The sequence below is a fragment of the Pirellulales bacterium genome, from assembly GCA_035939775.1.
Taxonomy (GTDB): Bacteria; Planctomycetota; Planctomycetia; order Pirellulales; family DATAWG01; genus DASZFO01.
Map to the genome: position 1 here is coordinate 1 of DASZFO010000080.1, position 3,265 is coordinate 3,265.

4 protein-coding genes are annotated in these 3,265 nt (G+C 62.0%); 1 reads left to right on the plus strand and 3 read right to left on the minus strand.

Annotated elements, in window-relative coordinates:
- Positions 1–884 (minus strand): hypothetical protein (locus VGY55_04640; GenBank protein HEV2969256.1); only part of this gene is annotated, 884 nt, incomplete at its 3' end.
- A gap of 135 nt (positions 885–1,019) precedes the next feature.
- On the opposite strand from VGY55_04640, the gene cobA reads away from it, so the two are divergent.
- Positions 1,020–2,555: a uroporphyrinogen-III C-methyltransferase gene (cobA, locus tag VGY55_04645; protein HEV2969257.1), complete on the plus strand. Its 1,536-nt coding sequence runs from the start codon at positions 1,020–1,022 to the stop codon at positions 2,553–2,555.
- 10 nt (positions 2,556–2,565) lie between these two features.
- Here the strand turns inward: cobA and VGY55_04650 are convergent, their stop codons facing one another.
- Together VGY55_04650 and rpsR are read right to left on the minus strand one after the other, a co-directional pair.
- Positions 2,566–3,090, minus strand: a complete 525-nt coding sequence (locus VGY55_04650; GenBank protein ID HEV2969258.1) for a thioesterase family protein — start codon at positions 3,088–3,090, stop codon at positions 2,566–2,568.
- 12 nt (positions 3,091–3,102) lie between these two features.
- Positions 3,103–3,264 (minus strand): 30S ribosomal protein S18, encoded by a 162-nt coding sequence (gene rpsR, locus VGY55_04655; protein ID HEV2969259.1) that lies wholly within the window; start codon positions 3,262–3,264, stop codon positions 3,103–3,105.
- Between the last annotated feature and the right edge of the window lies 1 nt (position 3,265).

Here is a 3,265-nt window from a genome sequence, read left to right on the forward strand (position 1 = left end):
CGCCGCATCTGCACGTCCTCGAGTTGCTCGCGAACTTTCACGTCGCCGCCGGTGGCCTCGAGCGACTTGGCCAGGGCCTTCTCGGCCTCCGAATAACGATCTTCGCGGGAATACAATTCCGCTAGTTCGCTGGCGGCGCCGACGTCGGCTGGATCGGCTTCGATCCGCTGCTTCAGCTCCTCTTCGCGAGTGCCGGGGAGCGATTCGTGCCCCTTCTTCGCCCCGGTACGGATTCCTTCCTTGGTCCCCTTCATGAACTCCATCTTGTTCGCGTGGATTCCGGCAATCGCGGACTGCGCTTCTTCGTTGTTGGGATGGTATTTCTTGACCCGCTCCCAGCAAATCATCGCCTGATCGAATAGCCCCGAGGCCTCCAGCGCCTCGGAGCACTCGCGATTGATTTCGACGTCCCCCGGATCGGTGTGACTATCGAGCGCGATCTTGAGATAATTGAGTTGCGCGTCGTAGCAGCCGAGTCCCGCGGAGGCTTTGGCGATCTTCCGCAGGGCTTCGATGTCCCAGGGATTGATCTGCAGCAATTCCAGCCCGGCCTTGATTGCCGTGTTCCAATCTTCCTTCGCCAGGGCTTTTTTCAAGGCGCTGCGCGAGCCCATCCCCTTGAGGCCGAGCGGATTGTTCCCCTTCTTGTTGTTGTTATACTTCCGTTGCAGGTTTTCGATGAACGCCTTGATGTATTCGACGTTGCCCGGGTCTCCCTGGACGCATTGAGCGAACATTTCCGTGGCGTAATCAAAGTTGCGCTGCTTGACGTTCTGCTGCCCCTTTTCAAAGTTCTGCTGCAAGCGTTGCTGAAGAGCGGCGCTCGGGTGCTTGCGCTGGGGACGCTTCGGCTTATCCTCAGGTTCTTCGTTTTCTTTGGCCATGGACGGGTGACGCGACGTGGCGCCAACGCTCGATGAGGTAAACTGAAGAGGGATTCGATTCGAGACGGGAATCGCCTCGAAGCGGCTTCATTCTAGCATGGGCGGCGGGCGGAAAACAACGAGCAACACGCGACCATGACGCACGTCTTGCCGCAAGCGGTTGGAAAGGTCTATTTGGTCGGAGCCGGACCGGGCGATCCGGGCCTAATCACTTGGCGCGGGGTCGAATGTCTCCGCCGGGCCGATGCTATCTTATACGACTACCTCGTCAACCCGCGGATTCTGGCACACGCCAAACCCGGCGCGGAACTCGTCTGCCTCGGCCGCCACGGCCGCGACCGGATCATTCCGCAAACGGAAATTAACGAACGGATGATCGGGCTGGCACGGCAAGGGCGGACCGTCGTGCGGCTTAAAGGGGGCGATCCGACGATCTTCGCCCGGCTGGCTGACGAACTCGATGCGCTCTCGGCTGCCGGCATTCCGTTCGAGATCATTCCTGGCCTGAGTGCCGCACTCGCCGCGGGAAGTTACGCGGGCATCTGTGTCACTCATCGCGATGAGGCCTCGGCGGTGGCCTTTGTCACCGGTCACGAGCAGGAAGGCAAAGAGGCCGCCGGACTGGACTTCGCGGCGCTGGCGATGTTTCCTGGCACGCTCGTCTTCTACATGGGAGTCATTACGGCGCGACAGTGGAGCGCGGCGCTCATCGCGGCGGGCAAGCCGGCCGACATCCCGGCCGCAATCATCCATCGCTGCTCCTGGCCCGATCAGCAGGTGATTACGACGACGCTCGGGCAAGTTGCGGCCGAACTGGAGGCGGCGCGGCTGCGGCCCCCCGCTATCGTCGTGATCGGCGAAGTCACCGCCCCGGCCGCCGTGCATGACTGGTTCTCGACGCGCCCGCTCTTTGGCCAGCGCGTGCTGATCACGCGGACTGCCGAGCAAGCCGAAGTGCTCGAGGGCCGTCTGAGCGAACTAGGGGGCGCCTGTCTCTTGCAACCGGCAATCGAGATTGGGCCGCCGGAGCATTGGGCGCCGGTGGATGCGGCACTCTCGCGGCTCGACGAATTCCATTGGCTCGTGTTTTCGAGTGCCAACGGCGTGCGGTTCCTGCTCGATCGGCTGTTGGCTTGCGGCGCCGACTTGCGGCGGCTGGCCGGAATTCAAATCGCGGTGATCGGCCCCGGCACCGCCGAGGAGCTGGCTCGCTACCATCTCAAGGCCGATCTCCAGCCCGACGAATACCGCGCCGAATCGCTCGCAGCGGCGCTGGCCGGCGAAGCACGCGGGCAAAGGTTCCTCTTAGCCCGAGCAAGCCGCGGCCGCGAAGTGCTGGCCGAGGAACTGATCGCGGCCGGCGGCATCGTCGAACAAGTGGTCGTCTATTCGAGCCGCGACATCGAGCAGCCGGACGACGAAATCGCCGCCGCACTTTCTGCCGGACAAATCGATTGGATCACCGTCACCAGCTCCGCCATCGCCCGCTCGCTGGTGCGAATGTTCGGCGACAATCTGCGCAAGAGCAAACTAGCCAGCATCAGCCCACTCACTTCCGAAGCTCTCCGTCAACTCGGTCACGAGCCGGCCGTCGAGGCGCGCGAGTACACGATCGATGGTTTGGTGCAAGCGATCCTTGACGCGGCAGGAGATTCCAAATCTCAGAATTGAAATCTCCAATCTAAGATGCAAACGGCTGAAGCTTCGCGACGATCGGCGCCGGAATAGGAATCGATTCGGGGGGGGCACCGGCGGGAAAGCGACAGCAGACCGCCACCGTCCTGCCGGTCGCGACTTGTCGGCCGGCACTGGCGAAGACGAATTCGTAGCTGACGCTCTTCGTCCCCAGGCGAGCGATGCGCAGCTCGATATCAAGCATATCCTCGAATCGCACGGCGCTCTGATAATCGCAGCTTGCCGAGACGCGCGGCCAACTAATCGGACAGTCCTCGCTGTCGCCAATCTCGTTCTCGAATTGGGCTTTCACGCCCGCGAGATACTTCTTGTCCGCCTCGGGAATCTCCAATGGATCAAAGGTCTTTTTTGTTTCATCGAGAGCCTTGCTCAGCACGCTCAGGCCAAGGTGCCGGAGAAACTCGTGCTCGACCGATTCCATGTAGAAGAAGAAGGCCGAGAAATGCGCGATCCCGGCGGCGTCGGTGTCGCGAAACTCGACCCGGCGCGTGGTGCGGTAGGGCTCGGACATGCCGTTGCGCCTCTACTCGCCAACATACGGCAGCAGTGCCATGAAGCGGGCGCGCTTGATGGCCGAGGTCACGGCGTGTTGGCTGGCGGCGGTGCAGCCGCTCTTGCGCCGGCTGACGATTTTGCCTTGGCGATTGGTTAACTTCGTGAGCAACTCAAGGTCCTTGTAATCCACG